This window comes from Allohoeflea poritis (assembly GCF_027889715.1).
In the GTDB taxonomy this organism is placed as follows: Bacteria; Pseudomonadota; Alphaproteobacteria; order Rhizobiales; family Rhizobiaceae; genus Hoeflea_A; species Hoeflea_A poritis.
Genome location: NZ_JAPJZH010000012.1, coordinates 92114 through 110169 on the forward strand (window position 1 = coordinate 92114; position 18056 = coordinate 110169).

Annotated in this window: 18 protein-coding genes; 7 read left to right on the forward strand and 11 right to left on the reverse strand. The window is 62.6% G+C overall.

Annotated elements, in window-relative coordinates:
• Positions 1 to 29: 29 nt before the first annotated feature.
• Genes OOZ53_RS18470 through OOZ53_RS18485 form a run of 4 tightly spaced genes read right to left on the reverse strand, consistent with a single transcriptional unit; the run spans position 30 to position 3188 of the window.
• On the reverse strand, positions 30 to 692 hold the full coding sequence (locus OOZ53_RS18470) for a DUF6348 family protein (RefSeq protein WP_271091174.1): 663 nt from the start codon (positions 690 to 692) through the stop codon (positions 30 to 32).
• Positions 689 to 1951 (reverse strand): CCA tRNA nucleotidyltransferase, encoded by a 1263-nt coding sequence (locus OOZ53_RS18475; protein WP_271091175.1) that lies wholly within the window; start codon positions 1949 to 1951, stop codon positions 689 to 691. Before OOZ53_RS18475 ends, OOZ53_RS18470 begins: the two co-directional genes overlap by 4 nt.
• The gene (locus tag OOZ53_RS18480; protein WP_425499185.1) at positions 1948 to 2574 is read right to left on the reverse strand and encodes a CoA pyrophosphatase; all 627 of its coding nucleotides are present in this window, start codon (positions 2572 to 2574) and stop codon (positions 1948 to 1950) included. Before OOZ53_RS18480 ends, OOZ53_RS18475 begins: the two co-directional genes overlap by 4 nt.
• A 2-nt stretch (positions 2575 to 2576) precedes the next feature.
• Positions 2577 to 3188 carry a DUF1285 domain-containing protein gene (locus OOZ53_RS18485; RefSeq protein ID WP_271091177.1) on the reverse strand — a complete coding sequence of 204 codons (612 nt, stop codon included), beginning with the start codon at positions 3186 to 3188 and terminating at the stop codon, positions 2577 to 2579.
• Positions 3189 to 3391: 203 nt separating this feature from the next.
• Between OOZ53_RS18485 and OOZ53_RS18490 the strand changes: the two genes are divergently transcribed.
• The 5 genes from OOZ53_RS18490 (at position 3392) to OOZ53_RS18510 (ending at position 10520) form a co-directional block, all read left to right on the forward strand.
• Positions 3392 to 4408, forward strand: a complete 1017-nt coding sequence (locus OOZ53_RS18490) for an AAA family ATPase (protein ID WP_271091178.1) — start codon at positions 3392 to 3394, stop codon at positions 4406 to 4408.
• A gap of 6 nt (positions 4409 to 4414) precedes the next feature.
• Positions 4415 to 5335 (forward strand): DUF58 domain-containing protein, encoded by a 921-nt coding sequence (locus OOZ53_RS18495; RefSeq protein WP_271091179.1) that lies wholly within the window; start codon positions 4415 to 4417, stop codon positions 5333 to 5335.
• Positions 5332 to 8148 carry a DUF4159 domain-containing protein gene (locus OOZ53_RS18500; RefSeq protein ID WP_271091180.1) on the forward strand — a complete coding sequence of 939 codons (2817 nt, stop codon included), beginning with the start codon at positions 5332 to 5334 and terminating at the stop codon, positions 8146 to 8148. The genes OOZ53_RS18495 and OOZ53_RS18500 overlap by 4 nt, the downstream gene beginning before the upstream one ends.
• Positions 8149 to 10215 carry a hypothetical protein gene (locus OOZ53_RS18505; RefSeq protein ID WP_271091181.1) on the forward strand — a complete coding sequence of 689 codons (2067 nt, stop codon included), beginning with the start codon at positions 8149 to 8151 and terminating at the stop codon, positions 10213 to 10215. It abuts the gene before it with no gap.
• A gap of 209 nt (positions 10216 to 10424) precedes the next feature.
• Positions 10425 to 10520, forward strand: coding sequence for an SEC-C metal-binding domain-containing protein (locus tag OOZ53_RS18510; RefSeq protein ID WP_271091182.1), 96 nt, complete (start codon positions 10425 to 10427; stop codon positions 10518 to 10520).
• Positions 10521 to 10646: 126 nt separating this feature from the next.
• Here the strand turns inward: OOZ53_RS18510 and OOZ53_RS18515 are convergent, their stop codons facing one another.
• Positions 10647 to 11171, reverse strand: coding sequence for a GNAT family N-acetyltransferase (locus OOZ53_RS18515; RefSeq protein WP_271091183.1), 525 nt, complete (start codon positions 11169 to 11171; stop codon positions 10647 to 10649).
• Between the two features lie 232 nt (positions 11172 to 11403).
• Here OOZ53_RS18515 and OOZ53_RS18520 point away from each other — a divergent pair, with 232 nt between their 5' ends.
• Positions 11404 to 12387 (forward strand): glutathione S-transferase family protein, encoded by a 984-nt coding sequence (locus OOZ53_RS18520; RefSeq protein WP_271091184.1) that lies wholly within the window; start codon positions 11404 to 11406, stop codon positions 12385 to 12387.
• Between the two features lie 6 nt (positions 12388 to 12393).
• On the opposite strand, the gene OOZ53_RS18525 is transcribed toward OOZ53_RS18520, so the two are convergent.
• Positions 12394 to 12816, reverse strand: coding sequence for an NUDIX domain-containing protein (locus OOZ53_RS18525; protein ID WP_425499181.1), 423 nt, complete (start codon positions 12814 to 12816; stop codon positions 12394 to 12396).
• A 123-nt stretch (positions 12817 to 12939) separates the two neighbouring features.
• Here OOZ53_RS18525 and OOZ53_RS18530 point away from each other — a divergent pair, with 123 nt between their 5' ends.
• The gene (locus OOZ53_RS18530; RefSeq protein WP_271091186.1) at positions 12940 to 13839 is read left to right on the forward strand and encodes a metallophosphoesterase family protein; all 900 of its coding nucleotides are present in this window, start codon (positions 12940 to 12942) and stop codon (positions 13837 to 13839) included.
• A gap of 16 nt (positions 13840 to 13855) precedes the next feature.
• On the opposite strand, the gene OOZ53_RS18535 is transcribed toward OOZ53_RS18530, so the two are convergent.
• The 5 genes from OOZ53_RS18535 to OOZ53_RS18555 form a co-directional block, all read right to left on the reverse strand.
• Positions 13856 to 14470: a hypothetical protein gene (locus OOZ53_RS18535; RefSeq protein WP_271091187.1), complete on the reverse strand. Its 615-nt coding sequence runs from the start codon at positions 14468 to 14470 to the stop codon at positions 13856 to 13858.
• A 123-nt stretch (positions 14471 to 14593) separates the two neighbouring features.
• Complete coding sequence (locus OOZ53_RS18540) at positions 14594 to 15385, reverse strand: alpha/beta fold hydrolase (protein ID WP_271091188.1); 792 nt, start codon at positions 15383 to 15385, stop codon at positions 14594 to 14596.
• Positions 15386 to 15423: 38 nt separating this feature from the next.
• Positions 15424 to 17142 (reverse strand): 2-isopropylmalate synthase, encoded by a 1719-nt coding sequence (gene leuA, locus OOZ53_RS18545; protein ID WP_271091189.1) that lies wholly within the window; start codon positions 17140 to 17142, stop codon positions 15424 to 15426.
• Between the two features lie 365 nt (positions 17143 to 17507).
• On the reverse strand, positions 17508 to 17798 hold the full coding sequence (locus OOZ53_RS18550; RefSeq protein WP_271091190.1) for a type II toxin-antitoxin system RelE/ParE family toxin: 291 nt from the start codon (positions 17796 to 17798) through the stop codon (positions 17508 to 17510).
• The gene (locus OOZ53_RS18555) at positions 17791 to 18051 is read right to left on the reverse strand and encodes a ribbon-helix-helix domain-containing protein (protein WP_271091191.1); all 261 of its coding nucleotides are present in this window, start codon (positions 18049 to 18051) and stop codon (positions 17791 to 17793) included. The genes OOZ53_RS18550 and OOZ53_RS18555 overlap by 8 nt, the downstream gene beginning before the upstream one ends.
• Between the last annotated feature and the right edge of the window lie 5 nt (positions 18052 to 18056).

Consider the following 18056-nt stretch of genomic DNA (forward strand, 5'->3'; position numbering starts at 1 on the left):
GAAGCTGCAATTGAGCGATCGCCGCGCTTTCAGGCCTGCGGCACCAGGACAATGAAATTGCGCAGGCTGTAATAATACTCGCTGGCAGGCCACATCGCCTCCGAAACGGCCTTCTTGCCGGCGGCCCAGTCCTCGTTGTCGAGCAGGACCTCGACAACCGTGTCGCCACCGCCGGGCTTGCAGTAAAAGGTGCGAAGCCAGTGCACTTCGGGCGCAAGTTCGGTGCGCATCAGCGTGTTTCTGATCACATGCAGCAGATCGGGCGGAAAACTGACTTCCTCCGGGCCGAGACAGCGCGAGACGAATTCGCCGACATGCGCGGTCCACCTGCCATGCGGTGATTGCCATTCCTGAATCACGACGCTCTCATGCGGCCTCGACCACAAGGCCGAGAGCAACACGTGCAGCGACCCGAGTTGGAAATTCTGCAGCGCGTCCGTGTAGCGCTCGCCATCGGCACCCATTCCGGCGAAGGATTCCTCGATCACCCGCTCTGCGTCCGACAGCACCTGTATATCCAGCCGGCCGATCTCCTGATTGCCGATCTGGTGGGTCCAGTTGCCACGGATCGCCGGCAATGCCTGATCCGTCACGAGCCAGTCCTTGTAATCGGAAAGTTCAACCCCCTGCGCGCCGATAAGGGCTTTCAGATGTTGCCGGACCTCGTCCGCCGAGGGCACCGGACCGCTCATGGCGCAACCTTCTCCAGAAGCTGCGCGCGCGTGAGGGAAAAGTCGCTGTCGATCCACGCCTCCTCCAGCGCATTCATCGCCGCGCCGACATCCGGCCCGGCAGAAAGGCCCGCCTCGAGCAGATCCGTACCGGAAACCGGGAAATCCGGCCGTGCCCAATCGTCCGCGACCTTGAGCAGACGCGACAGCGCCGCCGCGCCCTTGAGCGCTTCATCATCCTGTTCGGCAGCCTTGCGCCGGGCGCAGAATTGCAGGCGGATCTTGTCGGTGACCGCCTGCTTGTCGCCGCGATAAAGCAACCGTCGCAAAGCCGTATCGGCAAGCGCCTCCGGAACCGGGGGTTGCCCGGCCCACTCGACCAGCCGCTTGCGCTCACTGTTCGACATGCGCAGCCGGCTCGCCATGGCGTCCAGGCGCTCCCCATGATGCGGCACGATCGCCATCAGCCGCAACAAGGGATCGCTTGGCCACTTCAGGGCCGCACCCGTCTCAACGACACCGAAGATCGCGTCGATGCCCCATTTTTCCGATTCCGGCAGGATCTCGCTCAAGACACCGCTCTGGCGCATCCACAGGAGCGCCCGCGATGGATCGGGCGCCGCCAGCAGGCGTTTGAGTTCCGACCAGACGCGCTCGGCGGAAAGGCCGTCAAGTCCCGATTTCAGTCGTGCGCAGGCCTTGAGACCTTCTGCATCGGGGCGACCGCCGCCATACCAGGCAAAGAACCGGAAGAACCTTAAGATACGCAGATAGTCTTCCTCGATGCGCGTTGCCGCATCGCCGATGAAACGCACCGTGTGCGTTTCTATATCGGCAAGGCCGCCGACCAGATCGATTACGTTTCCGTCCCGGTCGGCATAAAGCCCGTTGATTGTCAGGTCCCTGCGGTGCGCATCAACGCTCCAGTCGGCGCCATAGGCGACCGTGGCATGCCGGCCATGCGATTCGATATCGGCCCGCAGCGTCGTTACCTCATAGGGCACACTTTCGACAACCAGCGTGACCGTCCCGTGGTCGATCCCCGTCGGAACCGCCTTGATGCGTGCTTCTTTGGCCCGTTCAACAACCTCATCCGGGCGCAGCGTCGTGGCGATATCGATATCGCCGACATCGAGACCCATCAGCGTGTTGCGCACCGCGCCACCGACAATACGCGCCTCGCCGCCATCCGCGTTCAACACATCCAGGACCCGGCGCAGGCGTCGCGCCCGGAACCAGTCCGCGTCGGCGATGGTTCTCTGCCCATGACTGCCGCTCATGCATAGAGCCTTTCATAAAGTGTGCGCAGAATACCGGCGGTCACGCCCCAGATGTAGCGCTGCCCATAGGGCATTGTATAAAAATGCCGCTCCTTGCCTTCCCAGACACGGCTCTCGCGGATGTGGTTCGACGGGTCCATCAAAAAGGAAAATGGCACCTCGAAGGCATCCTCGACCTCGTGCCGGTTGATCTGCATGGGGTAGTTCTCGCGCACCACCGCCAGCACCGGCGTGATGCGAAAGCCGGACACTGTCAGATATTGCGGCAACCGTCCGACCGGCTCGACAAAATCGCGCGGCAGGCCGATCTCCTCTTCCGCCTCGCGCATCGCGGCAACCTCGGCCGATCCGTCCTCCGGATCGATGGCACCGCCCGGAAAGGCGACCTGACCCGAATGGGTCCGCAGATTGGCGGTCCGCTGGGTCAGCAGAATATCGGTGTGCGAGCCATGGTCGACCAGCGGTACGAGCACGGCTGCCTCGCGGAGCGGCTCGCTCGCCAGCCGCTGTATGATATCGGCGTTCAGTACATGGTCGCCATAGCCGCGCAGGTCGTCCTCGCCGCTTTCGCGCGCCGCCCTTTCGCGAAAACTCGCGGCGCTGAACACCTCGCCGGTCGTCATTTTCATTGCAGCATGGCCTCAAGGCGATCCATCGGCATGATCGGGAAGTGAGCGCCGCCCGAACTGATGCTGAACATTTCGATGCCACCCACCGGCTGGCTTTGCCCGAGTTCGACGATATCGTACATCAGCGGGCGGCTGACCAGCGCTTCGAGCCTGCCGCGCACATGCAGATAGGGCTTGAGCTGCTGGTTCTCGCCGGCGACCTCGAAGCGCAGCGGATGATCGGGGCCGGCCTCGACGACGTCGCCCACATTGGTGCGAAACGTCAGCACCTGCTCCCCGTCGCGGTCATCGGCGCTCATTTCGACGGCAATGAACGGCACGTCCTCGACGGTGATGCGCAGCTTTTCGACCGGCGTGACAAGATAGGTCTCGCCGTCCTCATCCTTGCGCAAGACGGTTGAGAACAGCCGCACCAGCGGCGCCCGCGCGATCGGCGTTCCGAGATAGAACCAGGTACCGTCCGCACGGATTTCCATGTCCAGATCGCCGCAGAATTCCGGGTTCCACAGATCGACGGGCGGACGCCCCCTGTCGGTCGGCGCCGCCCGGGAAATCAGCGATTCGAGATAGGTCGCATCGCAGGCCGCGGCGATTTCACCTTCTGCCATTGTCTGGTCCAGCTTCCTGACTAGGGTTTGTTACGTAACAGACCCGCTCACAACAATATCACTTAAGATGCTAGGCTAATCATGCGATTCATAGGGATAAAGCTCAGTATTTTCCATTGATGGTTATCCGATGCGCACCAAATAGTGGATAATGAGTGATATATGGGAAGTGAGTCCGGAAACAAAGAGACGGAGATTGCCATATGGGCGTCGTTGAGAATACCGATCCCGCGCTGGACGAAAAAGCGGTGATCGAGACCGCCGAGGCGGCTCTTGAGGACATTGCATCGATCAGGCGTGAAATCGGCACGGTCATTTTCGGCCAGCAGAACGTTGTCGAACAGACCATTTTGGCGGTGCTTTCGGGCGGCCATGCGCTGCTTGTCGGCGTTCCGGGTCTGGCAAAGACCAAGCTCGTCGGCACCCTCGGTACGGTTCTCGGCCTCACCGACAACCGCATCCAGTTCACACCGGACCTGATGCCGTCAGACATCCTCGGATCGGAGGTCATGGACCAGGATGCCGACGGCAAGCGCTCCTTCCGTTTTGTTGCCGGCCCGATCTTCACCCAGCTTCTGATGGCCGACGAGATCAACCGCGCCTCACCGCGTACACAATCGGCGCTGCTGCAGGCCATGCAGGAATACCATGTGACCGTCGCGGGCACGCATCACGACCTGCCCGAACCGTTTCATGTCCTGGCGACACAGAATCCGCTCGAGCAGGAAGGGACCTATCCGCTGCCGGAAGCCCAGCTCGACCGCTTCCTGATGCAGGTTGACGTGCTTTACCCCGAAATCGAGGCCGAAAGGCGTATCCTGCTGGAAACGACCGGACTTGCCGAAAAACAGGCGGCGCCCGTCATTTCCGCGGCGCGCCTCCAGGAAATCCAGGCACTGGTACGCCGCATGCCGGTCAGCGAAAACGTCATCGACGCCATCCTCAAACTTGTCCGCTCGGCCCGGCCCGGCAACGGCAATGAGGAAACCGACCGCCACGTCGCATGGGGCCCCGGTCCGCGCGCCGGCCAGGCAATGATGCTGTGCGTGCGCGCAAGAGCCCTCTATGACGGCAGGCTTGCCCCCTCGGTCGACGATGTGCGGGCCCTCGCCGAACCGGTCCTGCAGCACCGCATGGCGCTGACATTCGCCGCCCGCGCCGAAGGTATGCATGTCCGCGATGTCATCGCAGGCCTGGTCAGCAATATGAGCGGAGACTGATCGACTTTGGCCGCGATCGGACAAGCGACGGAAGCCGTCGGGACGACACCCGCGCTGGCCCGGGCGCGGCAGCGCGCCGCCTACGTCCCCGATCTGCTGGTGGAGGCCCACCGGGTCGCCAACACGGTAATCGCCGGCTGGCACGGCCGGCGCAAGCGCGGCATCGGCGAAAATTTCTGGCAGTTCCGGCCTTATGTGGAAGGCGAGAGCCTTTCACGCATTGATTGGCGCCGCTCGGCCCGCGACGACAACACCTATGTGCGCGACCGGGAATGGGAAGCGGCCCACACGGTCTGGCTATGGTGCGACTCATCGGCATCGATGCTCTTCAAATCATCGCTTGCACCGGTTTCCAAGCAAAGCCGGGCCATGGTCATCCTTCTGGCCGTTGCCGAGATTCTGGCGCGTTCCGGCGAGCGGATCGCCTCCCCCGGCGTTCTGGAGCCCGTTGCCGCGCGCAACGCGGCGGAACGGCTGGCGGCAGCCATCGAGTTGCACCGGGACAAGGCGCATTTCCCCGATGTTTCCCAGATCAACCGCCACAGCGACCTGGTTCTGATCTCGGATTTCCTCGATCCGGCGGAAGCCGTCATCGAGAGGCTCGCGCCCATTGCGAAACGCGGTATTCGCGGCCATATCCTCGAGATATGCGATCCGGTCGAGGAGGTGTTCCCCTATCGCGGCCGCACCGAATTCATTGATCCCGAAACCGGCGGCAAGTTGACGGCGGGCCGTGCCGAAACGCTGAACGAAGAATACCGCCGGACCTATCTCGCGCGCCGTGAGGGCATTGCCGAGAGCCTGAGGCGTCTGGGCTGGAATTTCATCACCCACCACACCGACCAGCCGGCATCGACAGCGCTGGTCGCGCTGCACACGCACCTGTCAGGCGTGCCCGGCGGCGGCGTTCGCGAGGTCGCGTCGTGAGCGCGCTGCCCATCGTCTTCGGGGCTCCCGCGCTGCTGTTCGGCCTCGCCCTGCTGCCGGTCATCTGGTGGCTGCTGCGCCTGACGCCGCCTCGGCCGAAGACCGAACTGTTCCCGCCGCTGCGCATCCTTGCCAAGGTCCTCAAGAAAGAGGAAACGCCGGCCAAGAGCCCCTGGTGGCTGACCGCCCTGCGGCTGCTGATCGCCGCTCTCATCGTCTTCGCACTCGCGCAGCCGGTCATGAACCCGCGCGAAATCCAGATCAGCGCGGAAGGACCGCTTGTTCTTGTCATGGACAATGGCTGGTCGACCGCCACCGACTGGCAGGAGCGCATTTCGGTTGCCGGCGAACTCATCGACGATGCCGAAGCGCGGAACCTGCCCGTCTCCATCGTCTTTACCGCCGAAGATACGCACAACGCCACGCCGGATACGCCGGCCCGTGCACGCGAACGCCTTCAGGCGGCCGTCGCCCGCCCGTTGCACGGGAGCCAGCAAGATGCCTTGGCCGCGCTCCAGACGGCGCTGGAAAACAGCTCTGTCGGAACGCTCGCCATCCTGTCGTCCGGCCTGACGAGCGAAGCCGCCACCGACCAGTGGCAGGCGCTCTTGGAACGCGCGCCGCAGCAGGATGTGTTGCTCTTCCAGAACATGACCGACGGAACCCTGGCGCTTGTTTCCGCCAGCAACGAGGCCAACGGATTTGCGGTGACGGCCGAACGCACGGATACCGACCACCCGGAGAGCCGCGCGGTCACCGCGAATGACAGTCAGGGCCGGCCGATTGCCAACGGGCAGCTCGTCTTCGAATCTGGCGCCTCGCTGGGCACGGCGCTTTTGACCGTGCCCTTCGAACTGCGCAACGACTTTGCCAACATCTCGGTCGATGGCCTGTCCAATGCAGGGGCACGTTACCTGCTCGATGAGAGTGCCAGGCGGCGGCGCGTCGGACTGTTATCCGCCGAACCGCTCGATCTGTCGCAGCCGCTTCTATCGCCGCTCTATTATCTGACCCGTGCGCTGGAGCCCTTTGCCGATCTGATCGTGCCGGAAGATTCCGAACTCGGCGGCGCGATCGCGGAACTGGTCGAACAGCGCCCATCGGTGATCGTCATGGCCGATGTGGGCACCGTTCCCGATGAGGTCGAGGACCTGTTGCTGGAGTGGATCACCGATGGCGGCCTGCTGCTGCGCTTTGCCGGCCCGCGACTGGCCGGCGGCGACAGCAGCGATCCTTTCGTGCCGGTCGATCTGCGCCGCGGCGAACGGGCGCTTGGCGGAGCGCTTTCCTGGAGCGAGCCGCAGCCGCTTGCAGCGTTTTCCGAACAGGGCGCGTTTGCCGGCATGAGTCGGCCGGACGACGTGACGGTCAACCGGCAAGTGCTTGCCGAACCGTCACCCGATCTGGGTGCCCGGACCTGGGCAAGTCTTGCCGACGGTACCCCGCTCGTCACCAGCCGGGCCTTCGGAGACGGCCGCATCATCCTGTTTCACGTCACTGCGGAGGCAACCTGGTCCAACCTTCCCATCTCCGGTCATTTCGTGGAAATGCTGCGCCGGTCCATCCTTCTTTCGCGCTCCACCATCGGTGCGCAGGGCGTTGTCGAGGAAGTGATCCTGCCGCCCTACCGGCTGCTGGCGGCAAACGGGTCCATAACCACGCCGTCCGGCGCGGTGCAGCCGCTCAAGGTCCGCTCCGGAACGCTGCCGCCGGTCAGTTTCGACAATCCGCCCGGCCTTTACGGAACGGAAAGCGGCTTCGTCGCGCTCAATCTCATGCGCGACGGCGATGCGCTGATGGCTTTCGATCTGCCGGACTATTCCGGACCGCTGGTGCGCTCGGAGTATATGCGCAGCGCCAGCATCGATCTCGCGCCCTATCTGCTGACCGCCGCGCTTCTGCTGCTCATGGCCGACACGATCATCGTCCTGTTTATGTCCGGCGCCTTCTCCAGGCTGAACATGCGCCGGGCACAGACAGCGGCCGGTGCGGGCCTCTTGGTCCTGTCCGTCGGCTTCATGACCGCCGCCGAGCCGGCAAACGCCGCCGATGAAAAGCCGGGCGATGCCGAGATCCTGGCTTCGCTCGACCGCACCCATCTTGCCTATGTCGTAACGGGCGACCGCCGCACCGACCGGACCAGCCGCCTCGGTCTCAACGGCATGACGCGCTTTTTGACCTACCGCACCTCGCTGGAGCCGGGCGAGCCCGTCGGCGTCGACATCGAGAACGATCCGCTGGAACTCTATTCGATGCTGTACTGGCCGATCACCGTCGATACGGACCCGCCCAGCCGCGAAGCGATTGCCCGTGTCGACACCTTCATGAAGAACGGCGGAACGGTGCTTTTCGACACGCGCGATGCGCTGGCCGGTCTGAGCGCAGCCGGTGTCGTATCGCCGGAAACGGCGCGCCTTCGCGCCATTCTGGCCGAACTCGACATCCCGGCACTGGAGCCGGTGCCGCAGGACCATGTGCTCACCAAGGCATTCTATATTCTGAACGAGTTTCCGGGCCGCTACCGCGGCAGCCCGCTCTGGGTGGAAGCGCTTCTCGATACCGATAATCCCGACAACAGGCCGGCCAGAGGCGGCGACGGCGTGTCCTCGATCATCATCACCGGCAACGACCTTGCCGGCGCCTGGGCGGTCGATGAGAACAACATCCCGGTCTATCCGACCGTCCCGCCGGATCCGGTGCAGCGCGAACACGCCTACCGTTCCGGCGTCAACATCATGATGTATATGCTGACCGGCAACTACAAGGCCGACCAGGTCCACGTTCCGGCCCTGCTCGAGCGATTGGGGCAGTAGATGACGATCGAGTTTGCTCCGCTCCTACCTGTCTTTTACATAGCAGTGCTGGCTGCTCTGGCAGCAGCGCTCGCTGCTTTCAGCATCTGGCAGAAGGTCCGCGGCGCGCTCTTCCGCATCTGCGCCCTGGCGGCTTTGTGCCTGGCACTGCTGAATCCGGTGATACTCCAGACCGAGCGCGAGCCGCTCGACAGCATCGTCGCAATCATTGTCGACCGCAGCCAGAGCCAGGCGTCCGACGAGCGCACCGCGGCGACGGATGCCACGCTTGAACGGCTGCAGGACCAGTTGTCGCGCTTTCAGCGGCTGGATGTGCGCACGGTGGAGGTCGGCAATGACAGTTTCACCGAAACACCGTCGACGCGCCTTTTCGATGCGCTTTCCTCGGCAATGGAGGATGTTCCGACATCGCGTGTCGCCGGTGCCATCATGATCACCGACGGGCAGGTGCACGACATCCCGGAATCGGCTTCCGAACTGGGTTTTGACGCACCCCTTCACGGCCTCATCACCGGCTCGGCCGGCGAGGTCGACCGCCGCATCGAACTGGTCAATGCGCCGCGCTTCGGCATTGTCGGCGAACCCCAGGAAATCAGCTACCGGGTCCTCGATGAGGGCGCGGCGACACGGCAGGTCACCGAGGTCACCGTCCGCGTCAATGGCGAGGTCTACAGCACCGAACTCGCACCGGTCGGCGAAGCGCTGCCGCTTTTCATCGAGGTGGAAAGGGCCGGCGACAACATCATTGAGCTTGAGGTCGAGCCGCTGGCGGGCGAGATCACCCTTGCCAACAACCGGGCCGTCGCCGTGCTGGACGGCATTCGCGAGAATCTGCGCGTCCTGCTGGTTTCGGGCGAGCCCCACAGCGGCGAGCGCGCCTGGCGCAATCTGCTGAAATCCGATACCGCCGTCGATCTCGTGCATTTCACCATCCTGAGACCGCCGGAGAAACAGGACGGCACGCCGATCGACGAGCTGTCGCTGATCGCCTTTCCGACCCGTGAACTCTTCGTCGAAAAGATCAATGAATTCGACCTGATCGTTTTCGACCGCTACCAGCGGCGCGGCGTGCTGCCGGTCCTCTATTACGATTATATCTCGCAATATGTCGACGGCGGCGGCGCGCTGCTGATAGCGGCGGGCCCCGAACATGCCGGCCGCGATTCCATCGCGACGACGCCGCTCGCGCCGGTCCTGCCGGCCGTGCCGACCGGCGATATCGCCGAAGTCGGCTTTTACCCGCGCCTCAGCGATGCCGGCAAGCGGCATCCGGTGACCCGCGATCTGCCCGGCTCGGCCGAAGAGCCGCCGCAATGGGGCCGCTGGTTCCGGGCCATTTCGGTGGATGCGCCGGAAGACGATACGATCCTTGAGGGGCCGGACGGCGCACCGCTCCTGATCCTCAACCGGGTCGGTGAGGGCCGCGTTGCAATGCTGATGTCCGATCACGGATGGCTCTGGGCGCGCGGCTTCGAGGGCGGCGGACCCCATGTGGCGCTTTACCGGCGCATTGCCCACTGGCTCATGAAGGAACCGACGCTCGAAGAGGAATCGCTGCGCGCGGCCGCACGCGGCAACCTCCTGACGATCACCCGCCAGACCATGGCCGAGGAAGTCCCGCCCGCAACCGTGACGACACCCACCGGCGACACGCTGACAGTGCCGCTCTCTGAAGCCGCCGACGGTCTGTTCGAGGCCGAACTGCCGGTCGATGAAAGCGGTCTCTTCGACATCGCAAACGGCGAAATGCGCGCGCTCGTCCATGTCGGCGCGGTCAACGCGCCGGAATTCACCGCAACAGTTTCGACGACCGAGCTGCTGCGCCCGCTGGCGGAAGCCACCGGCGGCACCGTTCGGCGCGTCTCCGCCGACGGCTCCAGCGTATCGCTTCCGTCCGTTCTACCCATCAAGGGCAACGTGCGTGCGTCCGGAGACCGCATGGTGCTGAAAATGACCGGCGAGACCGAGTTGAAGGGCGTCAATCGCCTGCAGCTCTTCGCCGGCTTCTTCGGCCTTGCCCTGCTTTTCCTCGCGCTCGGCAGCACCTGGTTCCGCGAGGGGCGTTAGAACAAATTCGCTTTTCATTCCGTTGCAACTGTGCGAGAAGCGCGGCTCCGGGTGGTCCGGAATTTTCGCCAATCAAAAACGGGAGGCTCAAATGGCCCGTTATCGCGACCTCGACCGCTTGCCGTCCTTTTGAGGTCACCAGCAAGCGCCGCAAATCATACCCCTCAGAGACCAACGTCAAACGCGGTGAGCGATTTGTACACGGCGACGTGGAACTTGTTGAAAAACTTGGCCGCAACGACCCCTGCCCCTGCGGATCAGGACGAAGATTTCAAGCGGTGCTGTATGAAATCGGGCCTGTTTGATGGCGCGCACCGACAATATTACTTCCGCGAACGGGAATGAACGCTAGTCAGGGTGTCGCGAACACCCTGATTATCAAGGCTCACTGGGCGATATCTTCCATTGGCGCAGCATAGGTGTCTGCAGGATCAACGCTGTTGAGCCGTGACCGCCGGTTCCGACCGCCAGTTCAGGGCACCTTCGAGCCGGTCATGGATTTCCGTGCCTTTCGGGGCAACGAGGATCCGGTTCGGATCGACCGGGCCCGGGAAGCTCAGCCGCACGCGTACCGGTTCAAAGCCGAGCGGGCTGTAATAGGGTGGATCGCCCACAAGGATGACACCCTCGCTGCCGGCTTCCAGGGCGGCGGCCACGGCGATCCTGACAAGCTGTTTGCCGATACCGAGATTCTTGAAGCTCGGACGCACCGCGAGCGGGCCGAGCAGGTGCCCCGCAACATCTCCGGCGGTTACCGGCGTCATGCGCACCGACCCGACAATTTCTTCGCCGACCGCCGCGACAAAGGACAGGTTCGCGTCATGCGGCCCCTGTTCGCGCACTCGCTCCGCAGCCCGCACGAAGCGTCCCGGCCCGAAAGCCTCATCATTGATGGCATCGATGATCGGATGGTGCGAGAGGGTCTCGTTCAGATAGACAGGCTTGATCGCAGACATGGTTGAACCCGGTTTTCTTGCAGCTGGACACGACAAAACACGCCCGTGGGGCGTACAAAAATCAGCGTCGTCGCAGCTGTCCGGTATGGTTCATGGTCATGCCTTTTCGTCCGTTCAGCGCGGATAGCACAAAGCTCAAGGCAATTGCAATGCAAAACACACTGTTCAATCAATCCGCCTTCGCTTGCGCCAGCCGGCACCCTATCTTGCGTCGGAACAAGGGAGAACCACCATGGGCATGCTCGTTGACGGCGTCTGGCACGATGTTTGGTACGACACCAGGAAGAGCCAGGGGCGTTTCAAACGCGCCGATTCGCAGTTCCGCAACTGGGTAACGGAAGACGGCAGCGCCGGCGCCGCCGGACGGGATGGTTTCAAGGCCGAGTCGGGCCGCTACCACCTCTATATCTCCTATGCCTGTCCCTGGGCTCATCGCACGCTGATCGTGCGCAACCTCAAGGGTCTCGACAAACATATCTCGCTCTCCGTCGTCCACTACTTCATGGGCGATGGCGGCTGGGAATTCAGCGAAAGCGACGGTGCGACGGCCGATGCGATCCACGGATCAAGCAATATGTGGCAGGTCTATACCGCCGCCGATCCGGTCTATACGGGCCGCGTCACGGTACCTGTCCTGTGGGACAAGAAGCAAAACACGATCGTTTCCAACGAATCCTCCGAAATCATCCGCATGTTCAACAGCGCCTTCAACGGGCTTGATGGTGTCGACGCGGCACTTGATCTTTACCCGCAGGACCTGCGCGCCGAGATCGACGCGATCAACGAGCCGATCTACCACAACATCAACAACGGCGTTTACAAATGCGGTTTCGCCACCAGGCAGGAAGCCTATGAAGAGGCCTTCGACGCCCTGTTCGAAACGCTCGACATGGTCGAGGAGCGTCTTTCGCAAAAGCGCTACCTCATGGGCGACCGGGTAACCGAGGCTGACTGGCGGCTGTTCACCACGCTGGTGCGGTTCGATCCCGTCTATGTCGGCCACTTCAAGTGCAACAAGCGCCGCATCCAGGACTATCCGGCCCTGTCGGGCTATCTGCGCGAGCTTTACCAGATGCCCGGTATCGCCGATACCGTGAACATGACGCACATCAAGAACCACTACTATATGAGCCACGAGACGGTGAACCCGACCCGCATCGTACCCAAGGGTCCGGAACTCGACCTGTCGACGCCGCACGGCCGCGACGCGCTGTAGAGCATGTTACCAGCGGCTGTCGGGCGGGACGTCACCGGACAGTTCCGCAAGCCGCCTTTGCGTCGCGCCGGTCACGCCCTCCGGCAGCGCATCGAGCGCGAAAAAGCCGGAATCGGCGATTTCCAGGTCCGGCCGTCGGATCTCGCTCTGGGAAACATTCTTGCAGGTGAAAAACACCACATGGTCGCGCCGGCTGCTGCGGTTGTTGTGATAGACCGCGAAGAGCTGCGGCGGCTCAGCCATGGCGAGGTTTCCTTCCTCGGCCAATTCACGCTCAAGCGCATCATAGACCGTTTCGCCGACCTCGACGCCGCCGCCGGGCATGTACCAGCCACGGACATAGGTGTGGCGGACCAGGAAGATCCTGCCGGCGCGATCGAACGCCGCCGCGCGAACCCCGAGCGTCAGGGGCCGCTGCGCGGCGAACAACCGGTTGAGCAGCCACTGATATGTCTTTTGGGCAAGGTTGCGTCGGCCGGGCGCGGGGTACGGTGGCGGCGATCCATGCGCCGTTCCTTGCCCAATCGTTGCCGGGCGGCTATGTCCAGCCCCATGTTCCGACTTGCCCATATCTCCGACATCCATCTCGGCCCGTTGCCGCGCTTGACACCGCGTGAGCTCGCGTCAAAACGCATCACGGGATACATCAACTGGCACCGGAACCGGCGCAAGCGCCTGTTCGGCAACATACTCGAATCGCTGGTGGACGATATCAAGTCGGCGGCCCCGGATCACCTGGCCATCACCGGCGATCTGGTCAATCTCGGTGCAAGGGCGGAAATGGATGCTGTCGCCGGCTGGCTTGCAAATGTCGGCGAACCGGACTTCGTTTCGGTCGTGCCCGGCAATCACGACGCCTATGTGCCGGGTTCCTTTAAGCTCGCCTGCCGCGCCTGGCGGCCCTACATGCTCGGCGACGACAAACCTGCATCCTCCGCCGGCGAAAACCTGTTTCCTTATTTGCGCGTAAGGGACAATGTGGCGCTCATCGGCGTTTCCACGGCCCATGCGACACCGCCCTTCATGGCAAGCGGCGTATTCGATCGGCGCCAGGCGCGCCTGCTGCGCACGATCCTTCGACAGGCGGCCGATGACGGGCTCTTCCGTGTCATCATGATCCACCATCCGCCGGTGCGCGGCGCTACGCAATCCTACAAGCGAATGCTCGGCATCGGGCGTTTCTCGAAAGTCCTCAAGGAAGCCGGCGCGGAACTGGTCCTTCATGGCCATACACATCTGGAAACACTCTACCGCCTGCCCGGCAGAAGCGGTGACGTGCCCGTTGTCTGCGTTCCGTCCGCCAGCGAGGCGCCGGGCGGCCACAGACCGGCGTCGGGCTACAATATGCTCACCATCAGCGGCGGTCCCGGCGAATGGAACTGCCGGCTCGAGCGGCACGGGCTGGACGCCCAAAGCAGCAAATTCGAACTGTTCCACTCGGAAGATCTTTAGTCAGTGTCGATTTTCGCTAATCGGCGCCCAAAACGGGTGCCAGTTGTTCCCAGAACACCGCCATGATGAGCAAAGCGGCAACAACAAGCCCAAGGGCGAACCAGGACAACGCCTGCAAAGCCCCAGTTTTCGATATCGTGTTGACACCTTGCTGTCGGGCCGGACTGGTCTCATTCTGATCGCCGCCGCTCTTGTCCGCCTGGCTTCCCGGCGCACCCGTCGAATAGACCGTGTCACTGGCCAGGAAACGCTGTCGCTGAACCATGCGTTCCGCCACATAATGGGTGATGCTGTCGGCGACGCTCATCAGGTCGGCGCTTTCGGCGATGACGACCCGGCCATAGCGCGTATCGCGCACGAAACGATAGGTGCGACGGTCCGGCCCCATCTGCACATGGGCAATGGCATCGATCCACAAGCGCGGTTGTTCGCCGGAGGACAGGAAAAAATCGAACTGATCGTCCTCGGCGGGGACTTCCTTGAAAACCGGCTCCAGCTCATCGGCCAGCAATTCCAGGCGCGCGCGGTCCGCGTCACGCATCTCGACCACGACGTCCTCGCGCTCCGCCGCCGCGATCCTGGCCTTGCGCACGACGTCGGAAAGGCGTCTGCTTTCCGTGGCCTTGTCCATTCGAAATTCCGCCGTCAACTATGGTTAACCGTGCCTTAACATAGTGTATCTGCGTGGGAAATTAAATCGCGCTTTGCGCCCGGGCATTCGCGTCGGTCACCGGAATTGCCCGGAGCGACCGGCTCAGGCCGCCCGCATATTCTGGCGGATCAGCGAGATCACCGCATCCGGGCGCTCTTCGATCAGCATGTGCCCGGTGTTCTCGAACACATGGGCCGCGAACATCGGCGGCAGCCGGTGGGCCTGACGCGTCGGCAGAACGCGATCCTGCGTGCCCCAAAGTACCTTCACCGGCATCTGCAATTCAGCGAGATCAGCCCGGCGGAACGTGCCCTGATACAGATCGTCGCCGTCGCGCTGAAGCATGTTTTCGAGAATGACACCAAGCCCTTCGGCCGCGCCCGGTTCGCCGCGCGCCGCGACAAGATCGTCCAGCAGCTTGTCAGGCACCGCATTGTTCCAGCCGAACATGTTTTCAAGCGCCGCCAGCATCTCGGACCGTGTGCCCGCCGAAGCATAGCGCCGCAGCAGCCGGTGATTGATCTCCGGCCCGTATCCGCCGGGCGCAAGCAGCGTCATGGACGCGATCCTGCCCGGCGCGCGCAGAGCGATCAGCGTGGCGACGGAACCGCCCATGGAATGGCCGACAAGATGCACGCGACCGTGACCGCGTTGTTCGAGATCCCGCGCAATCGCACCCGCCATCTTGCCGGTCCGTTCGAGACCGGATGCAAGCATCGAACGTCCGTGTCCGGGAAGGTCATAGGCAATGGTCGCGTGGTCGCCGGCGAATGCCCGCTGAATGTCCGACCACATGCCCGCACTGGCACCGAATCCATGCAGAAAGACGAGCGGTACGCCTTCGCCCCGCCCGTCCTCAACGGCATGAAGTTGCGCGTCCGCTGCTGGCTTCAAATGAATGTTCCTTCTTCAGACCCGCAGCCTTGCGGCACCTAACTTTTCTTTTCGAGCAGACGGTTGGCCGCCGATACGACAGCCTCCAGCGAAGCCGCCACGATATTGGTGCTGATGCCGACCCCGAACAGCTTGCCGCCCGGATGCTCCATTTCCATGTAGCAGATCGCCGCGGCATTGGCGCCGTGCTGAAGCGAGTGCTCCGAATAGTCGGCGACGGTGATGTCGATGCCGATATGCTGCGAGAGCGCATGGACGAACCCGTCGATCGGTCCGGTGCCCTGTCCGATGATCTTGATCTCCTCGCCATTGTCGCGGATCACCGCTTCCACCTCGCGCACGCCCTTGTGCTCCAGCGATGGGAATGTGTGGTGATCCACATAGGAAAGCCGCGCGCCGGGCTGCTCGACATAACGTTCCAGGAACCGGTCGTAGATTTCCTTCGACGGCAGTTCCCGCCCGACATCGTCAGTAATGCGCTGGATATCGCCCTGGAACTCGACCTGCAGGCCGCGCGGCAGGTTCAGCCCGTAATCCTCGTGCAAGACATAGGCGATACCGCCCTTTCCCGATTGGGAATTGATGCGGATGATCGCCTCGTAGGTCCGGCCCACATCCTGCGGATCGATGGGCAGATAGGGCACTTCCCAGATTTCCGTGTTGGCGGCGCGGATCGCCTTCATGCCCTTGTTGATGGCGTCCTGGTGGGAGCCGGAAAAGGCCGTGTAGACCAGTTCGCCGACATAGGGGTGGCGCTCGGGAATCACCATCTGGTTTGAATATTCATAGACCGCCTTGATCCGCTCGATATCGGTGCAGTCCATCTTCGGATCGACGCCTTGCGTGTACATGTTCAGCGCCAGCGTCACCACGTCGACATTGCCGGTGCGCTCACCATTGCCGAACAGGGTGCCTTCGACGCGGTCGGCGCCGGCCATCAGGCCGAGTTCCGTCGCGGCAATGCCGGTCCCGCGGTCATTGTGCGGATGCAGCGAGATGATCAGGTTCTCGCGGTTGTCGAGATTGCGGCACATCCATTCGATCTGGTCCGCATAGATGTTCGGCGTCGACATTTCGACGGTCGACGGCAGGTTGATGATCAGCTTGTTTTCGGCGGTCGGCTGAACGATTTCGGTGACCGCGTTACAGATTTCCAAAGCCACTTCCAGCTCGGTGCCGGTAAAGCTTTCCGGCGAATACTGGAACCGGTAGCCCCCACCGGCCTTTTCGGCCATGTCGGTGACCATCTTGGCGGCATCGACGGCGATCTGCTTGATCCCGGCGACATCCTTGGCGAACACCACGCGGCGCTGCAATTCGCTGGTCGAATTGTAGAAATGCACGATCGGCCTGTGCGCACCTTCCAGCGCCTCGAAGGTCCGGGTGATCAGTTCCGGCCGGCACTGCACCAGCACCTGCAGGGAGACATCTTGTGGCACGTCATGGTCTTCGATGCACCAGCGCGCGAAATCGAAATCCGTCTGCGAGGCGGAGGGGAAACCGATCTCGATTTCCTTGAAGCCCATGTCGAGCAGCAACTGGAACATACGTGACTTGCGGTCGTGCCCCATCGGATTGACCAGCGACTGGTTGCCGTCGCGCAGATCGACGGAGCACCAGATCGGCGCCTTCTCGATGCGCTTGGACGGCCAGGTGCGGTCGTCCAGGCCGGTCAGCAGATAGGGCTGGTATTTGCGCGCGGCATGCGCCATGCCGGCTTCTTTTCGCGACTCGGAAATCGGGTCAGTGGTTGTCATTGTTTCTCTCGTTCGTCTCTGAGCCGTGCCGTTCGCCTTCACGCGAAACGGGCCGGCTTTGCCATAGGGCCATTGGTCTTGATCTGTAAAGAAGAAAGGAGCGCATGCCAGCGGCGAACCGATCGCCGGACGCTCCTCTAACGGGCCCGACGATCGCCAGTAAGACCGAGAAGAAGAAGCGAAAGGTCAAGCGCGGGCACGGTCCGCGCACCGGCGCGTACCTGCTCGAAGTCGATCACTGCTTTGACCGTTTCCATCATCATGGGCGCCGTTATACCCGCGACTTCGGTCGACGGCAACAGTCTTGATACCCGTCCTGCCGGCGATTGAGATTGGATTGAGCTATCGGGTGCGAGCCGTTTCAATCACAAGTGTCTTGCAGGATCTTGATCCACACCCAGAATTCGCAGGATCAGGATGCCGTTTGCTTCGATACGATAGTAGATGCTGTGGCGCGCGTGTACATGCCGCCGCAGGCCGGCGCGAATTTTCTGAAAGCTTCGGCCCATCTTCGGGTTTTCGGCCAAGAGCGACAGCGCTTTTGCCAAACCTTCCATGTAGTTCTCTGCCTGGGCAAAGCCGAATTGTTCTAGGGAGTAAAAGTAGATATTCCGCAAATCGGCTTCTGCAGCCAGGGAAAGCGCATAGCTACTCATCAAGCAGCCCTTGCGCGCGCGCTGCCTCTCGCGCCTCCGCAAGGACTTGACCAGCCGTTTTCGAACTTACGCCGCTTGCCTCGGCAAGCTCCATCATGTCGTTGAGTTCGCGTGCGGCATCGAGTTGTCTCTCCTGATCCTTGCGCACGAGATCGCGGAAAAACTCGCTGACATTGCCGTATTGGCCGGATTCAACACGTGTTCTGACATATTCGTTCATCGTGTCCGGCACCGAGATCGTTATCTTGCCCATTGCGC

Coding starts and splice junctions, on each gene's coding strand:
- OOZ53_RS18470 (WP_271091174.1), bottom strand. CDS start 692: ATGAGCGGTCCGGTGCCCTCGGCGGACGAGGTCCGGCAACATCTGAAA.
- OOZ53_RS18475 (WP_271091175.1), bottom strand. CDS start 1,951: ATGAGCGGCAGTCATGGGCAGAGAACCATCGCCGACGCGGACTGGTTC.
- OOZ53_RS18480 (WP_425499185.1), bottom strand. CDS start 2,574: ATGACGACCGGCGAGGTGTTCAGCGCCGCGAGTTTTCGCGAAAGGGCG.
- OOZ53_RS18485 (WP_271091177.1), bottom strand. CDS start 3,188: ATGGCAGAAGGTGAAATCGCCGCGGCCTGCGATGCGACCTATCTCGAA.
- OOZ53_RS18490 (WP_271091178.1), top strand. CDS start 3,392: ATGGGCGTCGTTGAGAATACCGATCCCGCGCTGGACGAAAAAGCGGTG.
- OOZ53_RS18505 (WP_271091181.1), top strand. CDS start 8,149: ATGACGATCGAGTTTGCTCCGCTCCTACCTGTCTTTTACATAGCAGTG.
- OOZ53_RS18515 (WP_271091183.1), bottom strand. CDS start 11,171: ATGTCTGCGATCAAGCCTGTCTATCTGAACGAGACCCTCTCGCACCAT.
- OOZ53_RS18520 (WP_271091184.1), top strand. CDS start 11,404: ATGGGCATGCTCGTTGACGGCGTCTGGCACGATGTTTGGTACGACACC.
- OOZ53_RS18530 (WP_271091186.1), top strand. CDS start 12,940: ATGTTCCGACTTGCCCATATCTCCGACATCCATCTCGGCCCGTTGCCG.
- OOZ53_RS18535 (WP_271091187.1), bottom strand. CDS start 14,470: ATGGACAAGGCCACGGAAAGCAGACGCCTTTCCGACGTCGTGCGCAAG.
- leuA (WP_271091189.1), bottom strand. CDS start 17,142: ATGACAACCACTGACCCGATTTCCGAGTCGCGAAAAGAAGCCGGCATG.
- OOZ53_RS18550 (WP_271091190.1), bottom strand. CDS start 17,798: ATGAGTAGCTATGCGCTTTCCCTGGCTGCAGAAGCCGATTTGCGGAAT.
- OOZ53_RS18555 (WP_271091191.1), bottom strand. CDS start 18,051: ATGGGCAAGATAACGATCTCGGTGCCGGACACGATGAACGAATATGTC.